The 17,417-nt window shown below is 59.9% G+C and carries 17 protein-coding genes; 7 read left to right on the plus strand and 10 right to left on the minus strand.

What is annotated here, in order from left to right:
• Nucleotides 1-88 precede the first annotated feature (88 nt).
• A complete protein-coding gene (locus tag AB4P94_RS12330) occupies nucleotides 89-1,612 on the minus strand; it encodes a fumarate hydratase (RefSeq protein ID WP_078738892.1) in 1,524 nt (507 codons plus the stop codon).
• A 215-nt stretch (nucleotides 1,613-1,827) separates the two neighbouring features.
• On the opposite strand from AB4P94_RS12330, the gene AB4P94_RS12335 reads away from it, so the two are divergent.
• Nucleotides 1,828-2,760, plus strand: coding sequence for an iron-sulfur-binding ferredoxin reductase (locus AB4P94_RS12335; protein ID WP_395610741.1), 933 nt, complete (start codon nucleotides 1,828-1,830; stop codon nucleotides 2,758-2,760).
• Between the two features lie 30 nt (nucleotides 2,761-2,790).
• Entirely contained in the window at nucleotides 2,791-3,540 is a 750-nt protein-coding gene (locus AB4P94_RS12340; protein WP_395610742.1) for an enoyl-CoA hydratase, read from the plus strand.
• Between the two features lie 198 nt (nucleotides 3,541-3,738).
• Here AB4P94_RS12340 and pyk read toward each other — a convergent pair whose 3' ends face one another.
• Nucleotides 3,739-5,190 (minus strand): pyruvate kinase, encoded by a 1,452-nt coding sequence (gene pyk / locus AB4P94_RS12345; protein ID WP_395610743.1) that lies wholly within the window; start codon nucleotides 5,188-5,190, stop codon nucleotides 3,739-3,741.
• A gap of 175 nt (nucleotides 5,191-5,365) precedes the next feature.
• On the opposite strand from pyk, the gene AB4P94_RS12350 reads away from it, so the two are divergent.
• A complete protein-coding gene (locus tag AB4P94_RS12350) occupies nucleotides 5,366-5,740 on the plus strand; it encodes a tol-pal system YbgF family protein (protein ID WP_395610744.1) in 375 nt (124 codons plus the stop codon).
• Nucleotides 5,741-5,959: 219 nt separating this feature from the next.
• Nucleotides 5,960-6,319, plus strand: coding sequence for a PilZ domain-containing protein (locus tag AB4P94_RS12355; protein WP_395610745.1), 360 nt, complete (start codon nucleotides 5,960-5,962; stop codon nucleotides 6,317-6,319).
• Between the two features lie 57 nt (nucleotides 6,320-6,376).
• Here the strand turns inward: AB4P94_RS12355 and AB4P94_RS12360 are convergent, their stop codons facing one another.
• Genes AB4P94_RS12360 through AB4P94_RS12385 form a run of 6 tightly spaced genes read right to left on the minus strand, consistent with a single transcriptional unit; the run spans nucleotide 6,377 to nucleotide 13,047 of the window.
• On the minus strand, nucleotides 6,377-7,708 hold the full coding sequence (locus AB4P94_RS12360) for a DUF58 domain-containing protein (protein WP_395610746.1): 1,332 nt from the start codon (nucleotides 7,706-7,708) through the stop codon (nucleotides 6,377-6,379).
• Between the two features lie 7 nt (nucleotides 7,709-7,715).
• Nucleotides 7,716-8,711 (minus strand): AAA family ATPase, encoded by a 996-nt coding sequence (locus AB4P94_RS12365; protein WP_395610747.1) that lies wholly within the window; start codon nucleotides 8,709-8,711, stop codon nucleotides 7,716-7,718.
• A complete protein-coding gene (locus AB4P94_RS12370; RefSeq protein WP_395610748.1) occupies nucleotides 8,708-9,865 on the minus strand; it encodes a DUF4350 domain-containing protein in 1,158 nt (385 codons plus the stop codon). Before AB4P94_RS12370 ends, AB4P94_RS12365 begins: the two co-directional genes overlap by 4 nt.
• Nucleotides 9,862-11,391 (minus strand): DUF4129 domain-containing protein, encoded by a 1,530-nt coding sequence (locus AB4P94_RS12375; protein WP_395610749.1) that lies wholly within the window; start codon nucleotides 11,389-11,391, stop codon nucleotides 9,862-9,864. Before AB4P94_RS12375 ends, AB4P94_RS12370 begins: the two co-directional genes overlap by 4 nt.
• Entirely contained in the window at nucleotides 11,378-12,358 is a 981-nt protein-coding gene (locus AB4P94_RS12380; RefSeq protein WP_395610750.1) for a stage II sporulation protein M, read from the minus strand. The genes AB4P94_RS12375 and AB4P94_RS12380 overlap by 14 nt, the downstream gene beginning before the upstream one ends.
• On the minus strand, nucleotides 12,355-13,047 hold the full coding sequence (locus AB4P94_RS12385) for an RDD family protein (protein ID WP_395610751.1): 693 nt from the start codon (nucleotides 13,045-13,047) through the stop codon (nucleotides 12,355-12,357). The genes AB4P94_RS12380 and AB4P94_RS12385 overlap by 4 nt, the downstream gene beginning before the upstream one ends.
• Nucleotides 13,048-13,214: 167 nt before the next feature.
• Between AB4P94_RS12385 and sbcB the strand changes: the two genes are divergently transcribed.
• Nucleotides 13,215-14,642 carry an exodeoxyribonuclease I gene (gene sbcB / locus AB4P94_RS12390; RefSeq protein ID WP_395610752.1) on the plus strand — a complete coding sequence of 476 codons (1,428 nt, stop codon included), beginning with the start codon at nucleotides 13,215-13,217 and terminating at the stop codon, nucleotides 14,640-14,642.
• A 90-nt stretch (nucleotides 14,643-14,732) separates the two neighbouring features.
• Here the strand turns inward: sbcB and mvaT are convergent, their stop codons facing one another.
• Nucleotides 14,733-15,107, minus strand: a complete 375-nt coding sequence (gene mvaT / locus AB4P94_RS12395; protein WP_016970296.1) for a histone-like nucleoid-structuring protein MvaT — start codon at nucleotides 15,105-15,107, stop codon at nucleotides 14,733-14,735.
• A 348-nt stretch (nucleotides 15,108-15,455) separates the two neighbouring features.
• Between mvaT and purU the strand changes: the two genes are divergently transcribed.
• Entirely contained in the window at nucleotides 15,456-16,304 is an 849-nt protein-coding gene (gene purU, locus AB4P94_RS12400) for a formyltetrahydrofolate deformylase (RefSeq protein ID WP_005790961.1), read from the plus strand.
• Nucleotides 16,305-16,391: 87 nt separating this feature from the next.
• Nucleotides 16,392-16,562: a hypothetical protein gene (locus tag AB4P94_RS12405; protein ID WP_395610753.1), complete on the plus strand. Its 171-nt coding sequence runs from the start codon at nucleotides 16,392-16,394 to the stop codon at nucleotides 16,560-16,562.
• 13 nt (nucleotides 16,563-16,575) lie between these two features.
• Here the strand turns inward: AB4P94_RS12405 and AB4P94_RS12410 are convergent, their stop codons facing one another.
• Nucleotides 16,576-17,340, minus strand: a complete 765-nt coding sequence (locus AB4P94_RS12410) for a methyl-accepting chemotaxis protein (protein WP_395611327.1) — start codon at nucleotides 17,338-17,340, stop codon at nucleotides 16,576-16,578.
• Nucleotides 17,341-17,417: the final 77 nt, after the last annotated feature.

The raw sequence follows: 17,417 nt of genomic DNA on the forward strand, positions 1-17,417 counted from the left end.
GACCGCATTCGGCATGACAAAAGTGTCAGCCATAAAAAAGGCGACCGGGCCATGGGCCGGGTCGCCTTTCTCCTTGCGGGTGAGGTGCTTACTGCACTTCTACCGCCAGGCTTTCACTGATCTTTTTCTGCCAGATGGCAGGACCGGTGATGTGCACGGATTCACCTTTGCTATCCACCGCAACGGTGACAGGCATGTCTTTCACGTCGAACTCGTAGATCGCTTCCATGCCCAACTCGGCGAAAGCGACAACGCGCGACTTCTTGATGGCTTGCGCCACCAGGTAAGCGGCGCCGCCCACGGCCATAAGGTACACGGCTTTGTGGTCCTTGATCGCTTCGATGGCGGTAGGGCCGCGCTCGGATTTGCCGATCATGCCCAGCAGGCCGGTTTGCTCGAGGATCTGACGGGTGAACTTGTCCATCCGCGTGGCGGTGGTCGGGCCCGCTGGGCCAACCACTTCTTCGCGTACCGGATCAACCGGGCCGACGTAGTAGATGAAGCGGCCCTTGAGGTCCACCGGCAGGGTTTCGCCCTTGTTCAACATCTCGACCATGCGCTTGTGCGCAGCGTCGCGACCGGTGAGCATCTTGCCGTTGAGCAGCACGGTTTCGCCCGGTTTCCAGCTCTGTACTTCTTCCGGGGTCAGGGTGTCGAGGTTGACGCGACGGGCCGACGGGCCGGCTTCCCAGACGATTTCCGGGTAGGCGTCCAGCGGTGGAGCTTCCAGCGACGCCGGGCCCGAACCGTCGAGCACGAAGTGGGCGTGACGGGTGGCGGCGCAGTTGGGGATCATGCACACCGGCAGGGACGCTGCGTGAGTCGGGTAATCCATGATCTTCACGTCGAGCACGGTGGTCAGGCCACCGAGGCCCTGGGCGCCGATGCCCAACTGGTTGACCTTCTCGAACAGCTCCAGGCGCATCTCTTCGATACGGTTGGATGGGCCGCGCTTTTTCAGCTCGTGGATGTCGATGGATTCCATCAACACTTCCTTGGCCATCACCGCAGCCTTCTCGGCGGTGCCGCCGATGCCGATGCCGAGCATGCCCGGTGGGCACCAGCCGGCGCCCATGGTTGGAACGGTTTTCAGAACCCAGTCGACGATCGAGTCGGACGGGTTGAGCATGGCCATTTTCGACTTGTTCTCGGAGCCGCCACCCTTGGCCGCCACGTCCACTTCCACGGTGTTACCCGGGACGATGGAGTAGTGAATGACCGCCGGGGTGTTGTCCTTGGTGTTTTTGCGCGCGCCTGCCGGGTCGGCGAGGATCGATGCGCGCAGCACGTTTTCCGGCAGGTTGTAGGCCTGGCGCACGCCCTGGTTGATCATGTCGTCCAGGCTCATGGTGGCGCCGTCCCAGCGTACATCCATGCCCACGCGCACGAACACGGTAACGATACCGGTGTCCTGGCAGATCGGGCGATGGCCGGTGGCGCACATGCGCGAGTTGATCAGGATCTGGGCGATGGAATCACGGGCCGCTGGCGATTCTTCGCGCAGGTAGGCTTCGTGCATGGCCTGGATGAAGTCAACGGGGTGGTAGTAGGAAATGAATTGCAGGGCGTCGGCAACGCTCTGAATCAGGTCGTCTTGCTTGATCACGGTCATGAGTCGCGCTCCTCTATAAGGGAACATTCAATAAAGGTGGGCTCAGTGTTGCATCGGTCGGCTGAGCCCACCTTTCCAAGGCACGCCAAGTGGTGCAGGCGCGACGCTAAAAAGGCGCGGCAGTATAACCCGGCACGGTGGCCGATACACCCGACTATGGTCAAACTGTCGCAGGCATGATTCCCTGTGCGCGCCCCTTCTGTTTGAGACCTTATATGCCTGAACTGCACGTCGGCGAACGCCACTGGTCGGTCCCCACCGGCAGCAACCTGTTGGATGCCTTGAATCTGGCGGGCGTGGCCGTGCCTTTCAGTTGCCGTGCGGGGAGTTGCCATGCTTGCCTGGTGCGCTGTCAGGGTGAAGTTGAGGACAAGCAACCTGACGCCTTGAGCCCGGCGCAGCGTCAGGACGGCTGGCGTTTGGCCTGTCAGTGCCAGGTTATAGGGGACTTGAAGGTTGAAGCGTTTGACCCGCAGCGTGACGGCTTGCCCGCGCAGGTGGTGGGTGTCGACTGGCTGAACTCGAATGTGCTGCGCTTGCGCCTGCAACCTGAACGTGGCTTGCGTTACCGCGCCGGGCAGCACTTGGTGGTGTGGGCGGGGCAGGTGGCGCGACCGTATTCACTGGCGAGTTTGCCCCAGGAAGATGGGTTTCTGGAGTTTCATATTGATTGCCGCCAGCCCGGTGAGTTCTGTGATGCCGCGCGGCAGTTGGCGATCGGTGACTGCTTGCGGCTGGGTGAATTACGGGGGGGAGCGCTGCAATACGACCCGGACTGGCAGACCCGACCGTTGTGGTTGATGGCGTCGGGCACCGGTCTTGGGCCGTTGTGGGGCGTGTTGCGCGAGGCGCTGCGTCAGGATCATCAAGGCGCCATCCGCGTGATTCACCTGGCCCATGATGCTGAGGGCCATTATTTGGCAAAACCCCTGGCGCAGTTGGCCGCGCAGTATCCGAACCTGACGGTGGAGCTGTGGACGACGGCTGAGTCGACCCAGGCATTGGCGCAACTGCGGCTTGTTTCGCGGCAAACTCTGGCCTTACTCTGCGGGCACCCTGCCAGTGTCGAGGCGTTTTCCAAACGCTTGTTCCTGGCGGGGCTGCCGCGCAATCAACTGCTGGCTGACGTGTTCCTGCCCCGTGGTTGAGCGCTGACTTTTACAGCCGCGAGATTCACCATGACCGACGCCATCCTGCAGCTACGTGAACGCGGGCTGCTGATTTTGCAGCTCAATCGCCCTGACAAAAAGAATGCCCTGACCCGCGCCATGTACACGCAACTGGCCGACGCGTTGGAGCAGGCCGATGCGGATGCGGATATCCGCGCCGTGCTGATCCAGGGCAGCAGTGAATGTTTCACCGCCGGCAATGATATCGGTGACTTCCTCGAACAGCCGCCCAGTGACCTGGACAGCCCACCGTTTCACTTTATGAAAAGCCTGCTCAATTGCCGCAAACCGGTGATCGCCGGTGTGGCGGGTTCGGCAGTGGGCATTGGCACCACCTTGCTGCTGCATTGCGACCTGGTGTACATCAGCCGTGATGCGCGCTTGCGCATGCCGTTCGTCAACCTGGGGCTGTGCCCGGAGTTTGGTTCCAGCCTGATCCTGCCGCGTTTGTTGGGGCATGCGAAGGCGGCTGAATTGTTGTTGCTGGGCGAAGGGTTTACCGGTGAACAGGCGGCGCAGTGGGGGATTGCCACTGAGGCCTTGGGCAATGGTGAGGCGGCTTTGGCCAAGGCGCGGGAAATGGCCGAGCGTTTTGAAAGCCTGGCGCCGGGAGCGGTGCAGGTGACCAAGCAACTGATGAAAAGCGTGGACCGTGAGCAGTTGCGGCAGGTGATTGAGGAGGAGGGGGCCTTGTTTGTCCAGCGTCTGAAATCCCCCGAGGCGATTGCGGCGTTGTCGGCTTTCATCACCCGGCGTTAAGTGGGTGTTGCCTGGTCGGACGCCTTCGCGAGCAAGCCCGCTCCCACATTTGACCGCGTACACTCTGAAGGAACACGGTCAAATGTGGGAGCGGGCTTGCTCGCAAAGAGGCCACTGAAACCAACACAACAGCCAGCCTGCAAAGCAAAAAAGCCCCGCCATTCACAGGGCGGGGCTTTTGTTTTTCAGCGTGTCACATCAAACCATTGGGTCGCCAACGTGCAGGATTTTCATGCCGTTGGTGCCGCCGATGGTGTGGTAGCTGTCGCCCTTGGTCAGGATGACCCAGTCGCCTTTCTCCACAACACCGCGCTTGATCAACTCGTCGATGGCCGCCTGGCTGACTTCATGCGGCGGCAGCGAGGCCGGGTCAAACGGTACGGTGTACACGCCACGGAACATGGCCGCGCGGGCCTGGGTTTCGCGGTGCGGGGAGAACGCGTAGATCGGCACCGAAGAACGGATGCGCGACATGATCAACGGCGTGTAGCCACTTTCGGTCAAGGCGATGATCGCTTTAACGCCCGGGAAGTGGTTGGCGGTGTACATGGCCGCCAGGGCGATGCTCTGGTCGCAGCTTTCGAACTCTTTGCCGATACGGTGGCTGGAGGTCTTGCTGGTCGGGTGCTTTTCGGCGCCGATGCAGATACGCGCCATGGCTTGCACCGCTTCCAGCGGGTACGGGCCGGCAGCACTTTCAGCCGAGAGCATCACGGCGTCGGTGTAGTCGAGCACGGCGTTGGCCACGTCGGACACTTCGGCGCGGGTCGGCATCGGGTTCTGGATCATCGACTCCATCATCTGGGTCGCCACGATCACCGCTTTGTTGTGGCGGCGTGCGTGCAGGATGATCTTCTTCTGGATACCGATCAGCTCGGCGTCACCGATTTCCACGCCCAGGTCGCCACGGGCAACCATCACGGCGTCGGAAGCCTTGATCAGGCCGTCGAGGGTTTCGTCATCGGCCACCGCTTCGGCGCGTTCGATCTTCGCCACCAGCCAGGCAGTGCCGCCGGCTTCGTCGCGCAGTTGACGGGCATATTCCATGTCGGCGGCGTCGCGCGGGAAGGACACGGCGAGGTAGTCCACTTCCATTTCGGCGGCGAGCTTGATGTCGGCCTTGTCTTTTTCAGTCAGCGCCGGGGCGGTCAAGCCACCGCCACGACGGTTGATGCCTTTGTGGTCGGACAGCGGGCCGCCGATGATCACGGTGCAGTGCAGCTCGGTCGGGGTTGCGGTGTCGACGCGCATTACGACGCGGCCGTCGTCCAGCAGCAGCTCGTCGCCGACGCCGCAGTCCTTGACCAGGTCCGGATAGTCGATACCCACAACTTGCTGGTTGCCTTCGGTCAGCGGGTGGCTGGTGGAGAAGGTGAACGTGTCACCGATCTTCAGCTCGATGCGCTTGTTGGCGAATTTGGCGATGCGGATTTTCGGGCCTTGCAGGTCACCGAGCAGCGCTACGAAGCGACCGTGCTTGGCGGCCAGGTCACGCACCAGCTTGGCGCGAGCCTTGTGCTCGTCCGGGGTGCCGTGGGAGAAGTTCAGACGGGCAACGTCCAAACCAGCCAGAATCAGCTGTTCGAGGACTTCCGGCGAGTTGCTGGCCGGGCCAAGGGTGGCGACGATTTTGGTACGACGGACGGACATGCACAGACTCCTGAGTTCAAGCGCTGAGGAAGGCTACTATGCTCTTTCGTTGTAGTCATTGTTCGTTTGCACTACTTATCGACGATCGGCTTGTTTTTGTTGCAGATGAATCGACCCACATCCTTGAAGATTTTCGACGAGGGGTCGATACACTGCACAAGACAGGAGAACCCCCATGCGTATTTTGCTCGTTGCTGCCCTGGCCGTCAGTGTTGTCGGCTGTACCCGCTGGTCGATGGACCACCATTTGAACAATGCGTACCGCGCCTACGGGGTGGGTGATTGCGAGCGTGTCACCCTGGAGTTGTCCCAGGTCGACCGTGAAAGCCGCACCCGTCGGTACGTGCAGCCGGAGGTTTCGATGCTGCGCGGACAATGCCTGGAGCGGCAAAAACTGTTCGTCGATGCTGTGCAAACCTATCAATTCATCATCAGCCAATACCCGTCGAGTGAGTACGCTTATCGCGCTCGCGCCAGGCTGGATACCCTGCAGCAGTTGGGGCACTACCCCGGCGCCAGCGCTGCGCAGCCACGCCCGGCGTCTTTATGATTATATTTGTCATTCTATAGCTGGCCTGTCGCCAGTCTTGGGCTATTCTTTGGATATTCGTTTGTACAAGTTTCCATGCAAACGAATGCCAAACCCGATTCGGCAGCTGTGCGACGACACAGAGGATGTGCGTTGTCATGCCCAGATCTGGGAGAGTGAGCTATTGGCTTATTCCGAATCACTGGCCCGGCCAACATGGCCAATGGATGGCGACCTCACATGTTTAACCACCGACGAATTGAGCGGCATCAATTATCCTGCTTTCTGCAGGTGTTCAATCGCCTCACTGACAAGCCTATCGGCTATCTGGGTAATGTCTCGGCAAACGGGCTGATGTTGATCAGCCAATTGCCGATGATGGTCGATGCAGAGTTCGAACTGTGTTTGAAAATCCCTGGGCCGGAAGGTGAAATCCAGACCATTGACGTCACGGCTACGTGCCTGTGGAGCCATGAAGATATCAACCCTCAGCATTATGATTCGGGGTTCAGCGTGGTGCAGGCGTGCGACGAGTACGCGCACCTGATCGCGGCCTTGTTGAATTACTTCAGTTTCGACCCCTTGCAGGCATCAGCCTAGCGATCAACTGTTATCGGACCGGTTCGGGGATACCCCGGCCGTAGTCCGATCTGCGGTTTAGAATACACCGGCTTTTTTCCAGCCCAGGTAGCGCGTAACCAGCTCGGCACCCAGCTGCGAAGGTGAAGTGTCCACGACCGACAATCCCTGTGCGTTCAGCCGGTCATGGAGTGCATTCCGTGCATTGAGGTAGTCGACTGTTCCGCTGTAGGCCAGAGCTTCCGGCAACGTCTGCACGGGGGCCTGGCGCAATTGATCGAGGACCTCTTCGCGCAGGCTGGCCACAAGGACCCGGTGCTGCCGGCTGATACGCTTGACCGCTGTCATCAGGGCCTCTTCGTCATCATCCTGCAGATTAGTCACCACGATAACCAGCGCACGACGTTTTTGGCGTGCCAACAGTTGGCTTGCGGCGGCTTCGTAATCGGCTGTTCGACGGGTTGTGTCGAGGTCATATACCGTATTGAGCAGCAAGTTCAATTGGCCAACGCCCTTGACCGGGGCCAGGTAGCGTGGTTGATCGCCAGCGAACGTGCACAGGCCCACGGCATCGCCCTGGCGTAACGCTACATAACTGAGTAGCAGGCAGGCGTTGAGCGCGTGGTCGAAGTGCGACAGTTCGCCATCCTGGCTGCGCATGCGCCGGCCACAATCGAGCATGAACACAATTTGCTGGTCACGTTCATCCTGGTATTCCCGGGCGATGGGTGTGCGTTGGCGTGCAGTGGCTTTCCAGTCGATCTGGCGCAGGCTGTCGCCTTCACGAAACTCGCGCAGTTGATGGAATTCCAGGCCCAGCCCCCTGCGCTGGCGTTGCCGTACGCCAAGTTGGCTCAGCCAGTTATCCACGCCCAGAAGGTGTGCACCGTAGAGTTTTGCGAAATCCGGGTAGACGTGTGTGGCGTCACTCACCTGCACATACCTTCGTGCCGACCACAAGCCAAATGGGCTCGGAAGCTGAACCTCGCAACGGCTGAACCTGAAGTGCCCACGCCGCAGAGGGCGCAGGCGGTAGCCCATTTCGCTGCGCTCGCCAGGGCGCAATTCAATGGTCTGGGGCAGGTTTTCCAGGCTCAGGCCGTCCGGGACGTGATCAAACACCGTTACCCTCACCGGTTGCGAGTAGCTGTGCGTCAGGGTCAGGCGTACTTCACCCCAGCGGCCCAACGCCAGGCTCCCGGGCATTTGCCGTTGCACCTGTACAGAGGGGCGGCGACGCAAGCGAATGGCGTCTAACACCGCCATCAGTAGCAGCGCCAGCAGCAGGCCCCAGGCTATCGAGTGCAGCGTGCCCGGTACGTTGAACTGCAAGGCTACAGCGCCGCCGAGCAGGGCATTGAGGCCCAGCAGCACGCTCAGCCAGCTCAGCAACAGTCCCGTCGGCTTCATGGGTGGGTCACTGCCGTGGAGCCGCAATCTGGTCAAGCATTTGCTGGAGCACCTGATCTACCTCCAGGCCGTCGATGTCCAGCTCCGGCGCAATGCGCACCCGATGACGCAATACCGCCAGCGCGCAGCCCTTGATGTCATCGGGGGTGACAAATTCGCCCCCGCGCAACAGCGCTCGCGCCCGGGCACCGCGGACCAGGGCGATGGACGCTCGTGGCCCGGCGCCGATAGCCAGGCCGGGCCAGGTGCGCGTGGCCCGCGCCAGGCGTACTGCGTAGTCGAGCACCTGTTCATCCAGGGCCAGCGCGCTGGCGATCTGCTGCAGCTGCAGTACGTCTTCTGCCTGCAGCACGGTGCGCAGTGGCTGTACATCCAGCATGTCGGCCCGGGATGAACGGGTGACTTCGCGCACCATGTCCAGCTCCTGCTGCGCATCGGGGTAATCCATCCGCACCTTGAGCATGAAGCGGTCCAACTCGGCCTCAGGCAAGGGGTAGGTGCCTTCCTGTTCAATGGGATTCTGGGTGGCCAGCACCATGAACGGTTGGCCGATGGGCAGCGCCTCGCCCTCAAGAGTCACTTGGCGCTCCTGCATGGCTTCAAGCAAGGCGGCTTGAGTCTTTGCCGGGGCACGGTTGATTTCATCGGCCAGCAGCAGGTGGGTGAACAGAGGCCCCTTGCGCAGCTTGAACTGTTCTGTGTGCAGGTCGTATACGGCATGGCCGGTCACGTCGCTGGGCATCAGGTCCGGTGTGAACTGAATACGCGCGAAATCGCCTCCAAAGCAACGGGCCAAAGCACGTACCAGTAACGTCTTGCCCAAGCCTGGTACGCCCTCCAGCAACACATGCCCTCCGGCAATCAATGCAGTGAGCACGTCGTCAATCACCTGGTCCTGGCCAATCACCGCCTTGCGTAGTTCAACGCGCAAGGCTTGTGCTTGCCGGCTGGCTTGCACAAGCGCTTCGCTGGTTGGAAGGGTGGCTGCTGGAAAATCGCTCATAGGGCATTCCTGAGGGTCTGAAGGCACGCCACCTGACGGCTGAAATCGGCGCTGCTGAGCCGTTTTTCCGGGAGTGGGCCAAGGGCCTGGCTGATGACATTGGAGGGTTGGCGCGTCATGCGTTCGAGCACCTGACACTGTTCGGTGGTGCCCAGATATTCAAAACCCGGATGACGCCGCCTTGCAGCGTGCTGGATATCACGTTGCAAGGCGCGCAGCAGAGGGGCTTGGCCACTGCGCCGCAGCAGGAAGTCGGCGCTGGCCTGTAAATGTTCCTGCAATTGCCGACGAGCCTTGGACGCAGGTGCCTGGATCGGGCCCTGGCGCATGCCCGCTCGCCAAAGTGCAAAGGCAATCAGTGCTGCGAGCGCCACCAGAGCTTGCGGGAAGTTCCGTAGCAATAGCGTCATCAGGTTGTCCACGTCGCTATTGAACAGCACTGTCACATGGGTGCCCTGGTTGAGGTACCACAACAGCCAGGCATTATCGTGGTTGCCGATGTTTGAGGTTTTCCACAAATCGCTGTCGGTTATAACCGTTACGACGCCTTGCCCGAGGTCGCGCTGCATCAGATGACTGGATTTGGCACTGTTGGCGGAAAACTGTGAGAGGTGCTTGGGATCAACGAGGTTGAAGTCGGTATCGAAGCTGAAATAGGCCGGGGCGGTTTCATTGTCGACGTAGAGCTTGGTCAGGTCCGGCGCTTTCTTTTTGCGCGGGGAGGCCGGCTCCTCGTAGGTGTCGCTCAAGGTTTGGTGGATATCCACTCGGTCGAGCAACAGGTCGCCGCTTTTGCCGGTTTCTTCATCCCACAACGCTTCGGCGACCAGCAGCAGGTGGCCGCCGGATTTTGCCCAGTTCACAAGCTGGTCCACCTGGCGTGGGGTCATGTGGCTGCGTTCGCCCAGCAGCAGCAGGCTGTTTCCCTTGGGAGAAAGGTCGGCAAGCCGTTCGAGGCCTTTGGCCTGTTCAACGGTGATCCCTTGCTGGCGCAGGAAATATTCAGCCGCCATATAAGGGTTCGCTCGGACCTGCGGCGATGGCCCGCGATCGACCACCTCGTCATAGGGGATTGCCTTTTGCCAGAAATAAAAGGCACCGGCTCCCAGCAGGCATGCGAACAGCAGCCCCACCCAGGCGAGCGGCCGGTTCATCGGGCGGCCTCTGAATTGAACAACGCACGCCAGTCTCTGCACAGCTGCTGCTGTACGGGGGCTGGGGGCAGCCGGTGACCATAGGCAAGGTTTTGCCAGTGACGGGTCAGCTCATCGCTGAATGCCAGTACCTGGGGGTGCTGCAATTGATGTACGCGCTCCAGGACCTGGCCTTCGGTATCGGCACTTTTCAGCGGCAGGTTGAAATCGTGCAGCAAGCGGCTGAGCAGGCCACGGTATAAAAGACCAAGGGCCTCCCGTGGTCGGGTATGCCAGAGTTTTTCGGCGGTGGTGGCGATGTCTTCGGGCAAGGTTTCAATACCCAGCTCCAGGCCAAACAATTGCGTGGGGGCGGATTTTTCGGCCTTGGGCTTGCGCCCTTCGCGCCGGCTGACAAAGGCTTGCAGCCAGCTGCGGTAGTACCAGGCAAGCAGGGCGAGAGCACCGATCAACAGGCTCCACAGCAGTATTTTCAGGCCCTGTGCAATATGTTTGAAGGTATTGCTGTTGAAGTTATCCAGCAGCGCCCGTAGCCAGGCCGGTAGTTTGCCGTCGCCGTGGGCTTTGCTTGCAGGGGCTGGTTTTTCTTCGCCGAAACGGTAGCGGGTGACGGTTTCCGGGTTTTTGAAGGGCGGGTTTTCCAACTGCGCCTTGATCGATCGGCTGGCCGCTTGGGGGCTCAGTGGTTTGTGGTCATTGGCCTGGTCCGCATGGGCCGGGTGGCTGGTTTGTACCAGGATCAGCCCGACCGCCAACAGTACGCCTGTTGCAACGCTGCTCAAGCGCTGGCGCAGTCGGCGGAACACCAGCTCCAGGTCCCAGGCCTCCAGCACAGTGCGGCGGTTGAGATAGAGGCTGAAGCCGCAGGCCACGTAGACAGGTTCCCAAAACACCAGGACCAACGCATAGAAAGCATTGCTCAGATGTTCCAGCCATAGCCCTTGCGAACCGCTGGCGAGTGCCAGCCGTTGCCAGTCCCAATCCAGCTCAAGCTGTTCAGGAATGAAAAGATAAAACAGTGCCATGCAGCCAAGCCACAGGCCGATTTCCACGTGTACCCCCAGGAGGGTCAGCCAGCGTGCGGCGCCGGCGTTATGTTGCAGCAACACGCCCAGGCGCTGCTGGCGTGCCTGCCCGTCCAGCCCTTCAAGCTGGCTGACCGGCATCAGGAAACTGCGGCTCAGGCTGAGCCGTCGCCATGTCAGGCTGGCCAGCAGTTGGCTTTTGAGCAGGCGCGGCCAATGACGTATTGCCTGTTTGGTGCTGGGTGTCTCGCCAAACAAGGCTTTGGACAGGATGTACAGCGGCAAGCGGTCGAAGGCTGGCTTGAGCCACCAGAACAGAAAAAGTGCGGTTGATGGGTGCTCCCAGAGCAACACGGTAAGCAAGGCAAATACCGGCAGGCTCACGAGCGCCCAGGTACTCATCAGCAGCAGGCGATGCTCGCGGGCCATGAGTATGCCAAGGTCCATGGCTTCCCAGGCTGTACGGGGGCGAATCACGACGCTCGCATCACTCAGGCGCATGGAGGGCCCGCCCGGCGAAAATCAGGTAAGCGGCCACCAGCAGCCACAGTGTGGCGCCGACCAGGTATTTGATCCACGGGGCCACAGTCGTGGTGGATGACCAGTAAGCTTCGATAAACGCGGCGATCAGCAGGAATACCATTACGCCACACAGCATCTGTACGCTTTTGCGTGCAGCCAATCTCAGGGATTCGCTGCGTGCCAGGGGGCCTGGAGCAATCAACGCCCAGCCCAGTTGCAGCCCCGCCGCTCCGGCCAGGGCGATTGCGCTCAGTTCGAAGGCGCCGTGGCCGATCACAAACGACCAGAAGGTCTGGCCATAGCCTATTTCGGTAAGGTGGCCGGAGATTGCACCGATGATCAAACCGTTGAAAATCAGAAAAAACACGCTGCCCAGACCCAACAGCAAACCAGCGGCAAAGGTCTGGAAGGCGATGCCGGTGTTGTGCATCACGTAGTAGCCAAACATCATCCAGTCTTCACTGGAGGCCCGGTCGGCAGCCCTGCCCAGGCGACTGGCATCGGGGTCGTACATGCTTTGCATCTCGGCGACCTGTTGTGGGCTGATGATGCTGTAGATGAGGTCGGGAAACAGGTAGACCAGTAAGGCTATGCCCGCCAGGCTGCCAAAGAACAGCGCGCTGGCGATCGCCACAAAGCGCCACTGCTCGCGTACCAGGCGAGGGAAACCGGCCAGCAGGAAGCTCAATACATTCGCGGCCAATTGGCTGCGGTGGCGATACAACTGTTGGTGGCCGCGCAGGGCAAGCTGTTGCAGAGGGTCCACCAGATAGCTGCTGTAGCCCCGGTCCTGTGCCATCGCGAGGTGCTGGCACAAACGTCGGTATTGGCGGGGGAAATCGGCCATGTCGCTTGCCTTGGTTTTGCCTTGCTCCAACTGTTTCAGTTGTTCTGCAAAGGCCTGCCATTCAGGTTGGTGACGGCTTTCGAACAGGCTCTGTTTCATGTCGGCCCCAGCAAACCACGGGCCACGCCGTTGAGGTGTTCTGTCGCCCGTGCGGGAGATACCTGCAGGGGAGCGGCGAGGATGGCGGCCAGTTCCCGTACCCGTTCGCTGGACAGTTCGCCTTGGCGTTCGGCGAAGCCGAGGATGGCGCGCTGCTCACTCAGCTCCAGGGTGAATGGCAGGCGCAGCGCAGGGGCTTGGGGGATAGCGGGGCGGGCAAGCGGTAGCGTTTGGTAAATCACCAGGGTTCCGGCGGCCAAATCGCCCAGACGCTTGAAGTGAGGGTGTTGCAGGCAACTGATGGCGCCGATGAAGTAGCCAAACGGCAACATGTCGACAAAGCGCAGCAGGTTCCGGGTCAGCGAAGCGGACCAGCCAACGGGTGTGCCGTCGTCTTGAATGACCCGCAGGCCCATGACTTGCTTGCCGGGTGAGCGGCCCTGATTGAGCACTTCGAACAGCACCATGTACCACCAACTGACCAGGAACAGCAGCAATGAACCCAGGCCAATCCCTACATTGCCCAGCAGGGCCAGGGGTACCAGCAGGATGCCCATGATCAACCCGCGCACGCCCAGATCGAAAGCGAAGGCCAGCATGCGTGGCGGCAGGCCGGCAGGGCGCAAGGGCAGATCGATGCCCTCCGGGGTTTCGATCTGGTAGCAAGTGTCCAAAGGAGCTGATGGCATTGCGATCCTTGGCAGTGCGAAGCGGTTGAGAGAGTCGGATGCTAGCAGTGTCAACGGTGGAAGCAACCACTCAAGGTTTTGCTGGATGTTTGTACAGTGAAGGTATTGCTGGCCGCGAGCGCCATGCAGCGCCTAGACTTTGTCGGTCTTCAACACAGGAACAGCCCGTGACCACCATTTTCTGGTACGACTATGAAACCACTGGCATCAACCCGCGCAGCGATCGCCCGCTGCAGGTCGCCGGTATTCGTACCGACCTCGAACTCAACGAGGTCGCTGCGCCGGTCAACCTGTATTGCCTGCCCGGCGACGATATCCTGCCCCATCCGGCCGCGTGTGCAATCACCGGCATCTCCCCCGCCGTCCTGGCGGAGAAGGGCCTGAGCGAAGCCGACTTCATGACCCGGGTGCACGCCGAGTTGGCCGCACCGGGCACCTGCGGCGCCGGTTACAACACGCTGCGATTTGACGATGAGATGACGCGGTACAGCCTGTATCGCAACTTTTTTGACCCCTACGCACGCGAGTGGCAGGGCGGCAACAGCCGCTGGGATCTGATCGATGTAGTGCGCACCGCGTATGCGCTGCGCCCTGAGGGTATCGCCTGGCCTGAACAGGATGGGCGCGTCACCCTCAAGCTCGAGCGGATGACCGAGGCCAACGGCATCGATCATGGCCAGGCCCACGATGCACTGTCTGACGTGCGCGCGACCATCGCCCTGGCCCGTCTGGTGCGTGAGAAACAGCCCAAGCTTTATGAGTGGTTGTTTCAATTGCGCAGCAAGCAACGGGTCATGGACCAGGTGCGTCTGCTGCAACCGATGGTACATATCTCCGGGCGCTTTGCTGCCGAGCGTCATTACCTGGGAGTGGTACTGCCACTGGCCTGGCATCCGCGCAATCGCAATGCGTTGATCGTCTGCGACCTGGGGCTGGACCCTCAAGGGTTGCTGGATCTCGACGTCGATACCTTGCGTCAGCGCCTTTACACGCGCCGTGACGATTTAGCCGAAGGTGAGCTGCCCGTGCCGCTCAAGTTGTTGCATATCAACCGTTGCCCGGTGGTTGCCCCATTGAGTGTCTTACGGGCGCAAGACTGTGAACGACTGCACTTGGATATGGGCACCTGCCAGGCGCGGGCGCTGCGACTAACTGACGCACAGGAAGTTTGGCGTGACAAGTTGGCGGCCATTTATGCCGAGGAAGACTTTACGCCGAGTGCCGACCCGGAGCAGCAGCTCTACGACGGTTTTATTGGCGACCGCGACCGTCGTTTATGCGAACAAGTCCGCACGGCTGAACCTGTGGATCTTGCACGCCAGCAGTGGCCATTTGATGATCATCGGTTGCCCGAATTATTATTTCGCTACCGTGCCCGCAACTTTCCCGACACCTTGAACAACGAGGAACAACAACGCTGGAAACTGTTCTGCCAGCAACGTTTGTCGAATCCGGAGTACGGGGCGCCCAATACTCTCGAGGCATTTAAGCTGGCGCGTGTTGAGTTGGCTGCTAGTGCTACATCGTTTCAGTGTCAGGTGCTGGATCAGTGGCAGGAATATGCCGACACTTTAGCCGCTCGTCTGGATCTGTAGTCGGGTAGTTGTAGAATATTCGGACAATAAAAAACGCCAGCGAGCTGGCGTTTTTTATGTGCAGCGTATCAGGCAAGCGCCTGGCGAAGCTTAGCCCAGCAGGGTAGCCCAGCCTTCAACGACATCGCCGCCCCACTTGGCTTTCCACTCTTTCAGCGTTTTGTGGTTGCCACCTTTGGTTTCAATCACTTCGCCGTTATGCGGGTTCTTGTATTGCTTAACCTTGCGGGCACGCTTGGTGCCGGTAGTTTTTACAGCGCCGCGCGGTGCTTTAACTTTCGACTCTGGATCCAGCAGCGCGATGATGTCACGCAGGGATTTGGAGTATTCACCCATCAGGGCGCGCAGTTTGCCTTCGAATTCCAGCTCGGTTTGCAGCTTGTCGTCTTGGGACAGGTTCTTCAAACGGGCTTGCAGCTCTTTGATAGCTTCTTCGGTGGCGCGGTATTCGTTGATCAGTGACATGTGGACTACCTTATGTAGAGCGCTGATTGACAGGGGAGTGACTCAATAATAGTCAGGCAATTTCTCCAAGTAAACATTTAAGGGTGCATTTATGTGAATTACTTTCAATGTTTGTGGCAAACCTGCGCAATCGAGTTAATTAATAGGTGGTAAGCCTAAAGATTATTCCGCTTGTGTTTTGATAACTGGCCACCTCTGCCGTTTTACGGTCATCTAGTGGTGGTAAAACCTTAGGCAATTAAGGGTGATGGCCGGGCGCGGGTGTGGAACAAGCCTCAATCAATACTGCAGTTTTTCTGCGTAATCGCTAGAATGGCGGCCTTTGCGAAGTTCTGGAGTTTCCCCCTAATGCGCACTTTTCGGCTGGTGATTGCTTGCCCGGACCGGGTTGGTATCGTTGCCAAAGTCAGTAACTTTCTGGCTTCCCATAACGGTTGGATCACCGAGGCGAGCCATCACTCGGACGATCTCAGCGGTTGGTTTTTCATGCGTCACGAAATTCGTGCCGACACGTTGCCTTTCGGCCTTGAAGCCTTTCGCGAGGCGTTTGCGCCAATCGCTGAAGAGTTTTCGATGACCTGGCACATTACCGACACCGAGCAGAAAAAACGCGTGGTGCTGATGGCCAGCCGTGAGTCCCATTGCCTGGCCGACTTGCTGCACCGCTGGCACAGCGATGAGCTCGATTGCGAGATCGCGTGTGTGATCTCCAACCACGACGACCTGCGCAGCATGGTCGAGTGGCATGGCATTCCTTACTACCACGTACCGGTCAACCCGCAGGACAAGGAGCCGGCATTCGCCGAAGTCTCCCGCCTGGTCAAGCAGCACGAGGCCGACGTGGTGGTATTGGCGCGCTACATGCAGATCCTGCCGCCGGAACTGTGCCGCGAGTACGCCGGCAAGGTGATCAACATTCACCACAGCTTTCTGCCATCGTTTGTCGGCGCCAAGCCTTACCATCAGGCTTCCCTGCGCGGCGTGAAGCTGATTGGCGCTACTTGCCACTATGTCACCGAGGAGCTGGACGCCGGTCCGATCATCGAGCAGGACGTGGTGCGCGTCAGCCACAGCGACAGCATTGAAGACATGGTGCGCTTCGGCCGTGATGTCGAGAAGATGGTCCTGGCCCGTGGCCTGCGTTACCACCTGGAAGACCGCGTGCTGGTACATGGCAACAAAACCGTGGTGTTCTGATACCCGCGGCTTTTGATTGATCAAAAAAGGGCCTGGGCGTTAAATCGTCCCAGGCCCTTTTTCATTGTTGCTGTTGAGGATTGAACGATGAGCGATCCACTGGACAAAGCCACCTCCAAACCACCCGCGACGCTGGGGGAGGGCTGTTTGAGCCGGTTTGACCCGGATGACCTGGACGCTGAAGACGGCACCGAGTTTCCCGGTGCCGCCGAACTGTGGGAGCAGGAGAAGGGCAAGCCCGAGCCCACAGCTGAATAACGCGGGCCCAGGGTCAGATCCGGAAACTGCCCACCAACTGCTTCAAGCGCGATGCTTGTTGTTCCAGGTCGGTGCAGGCCCGCAAGGTTGCGTGCAGGTTTTCCACACCTTCCTGATTGAGGGTGTTGATCTCGGTGATGTCCATGTTGATCGACTCCACCACGGAGGTCTGTTCCTCGGTAGCGGTGGCGACCGACTGATTCATGCCGTCAATCTCGCCAATACGTTGGGTCACGCTGTTCAAGCGCTCACCCGCCAGGTTGGCAATCTCCACGCTGTCCAGGCTGTGGCGCTGGCTTTCACTCATGGTGCTGACAGATTCACGCGCGCCGACTTGCAGTTCCTCGATCATCTTCTGCACTTGTTGTGCCGATTCCTGAGTGCGATGGGCCAGGTTGCGGACCTCGTCGGCCACCACTGCAAACCCGCGCCCGGCTTCACCGGCACGGGCGGCTTCGATTGCAGCGTTCAGGGCCAGCAGGTTGGTCTGCTGGGAGATGCTGGTGATCACCTCGAGAATTTGCCCGATATTCACCGTCTTGCTATTGAGCGCTTCGATATTGGTGCTGGAAGCGCTGATCATTCCGGACAGCTGGTTCATGGCCTTGATATTGCGCTCCACCACCTGCTGGCCGTCTTGCGCCAGTTGCCGTGCGTCGGTGGCCTGATGGGAGGCTTGCGCTGCATTGCGTGCGATTTCCTGGGCGGCGGCCCCCAGTTCGTTGATCGCGGCGGCGACGCTGTTGGTACGGTTGGCTTGCTCGTCGGAGTTGACCATCGATGAGTTGGAGGCGCTGACCACGCGCAGGGCAACTTCGTTGACCTGTTGAGTGGCCGAGGATACTTCGCGAATCG

The organism is Pseudomonas sp. B22129, from assembly GCF_044218875.1.
Lineage (GTDB): Bacteria > Pseudomonadota > Gammaproteobacteria > Pseudomonadales > Pseudomonadaceae > Aquipseudomonas.